This window comes from Vibrio sp. 10N.222.49.C9, assembly GCF_041474985.1.
GTDB lineage: Bacteria > Pseudomonadota > Gammaproteobacteria > Enterobacterales > Vibrionaceae > Vibrio > Vibrio crassostreae_C.
Map to the genome: position 1 here is coordinate 1 of NZ_JBFRVD010000882.1, position 248 is coordinate 248.

The following is a 248-nucleotide window of genomic DNA, read 5'->3' on the forward strand; positions in this document are numbered from 1 at the left end:
TTATATGGGTATGAGGTCACCCAATATACTTGTGACCAAAACGTACTTGCCTACATGGAAAACGATATAAAATTAACAAGCTTAATTTGCTCACTGCTCAACCAAGAATCTCAAGAGATTGCCGCAGAAGTCGATAGCTTTTTGTTCAATTTATTAAGTCGTTACTGCTCGCCGCAACATGATCAGGAAAATGATGACGAGTTGGCTTATAAGGTGAGAAATTACCTATTACAGGACATTGCTAATCC

1 pseudogene is annotated in these 248 nt (G+C 38.3%); it reads left to right on the forward strand.

What is annotated here, in order from left to right:
- Positions 1 to 54: 54 nt before the first annotated feature.
- A pseudogene (locus tag AB4585_RS26060) lies at positions 55 to 248 on the forward strand (AraC family transcriptional regulator); the annotation flags it as partial.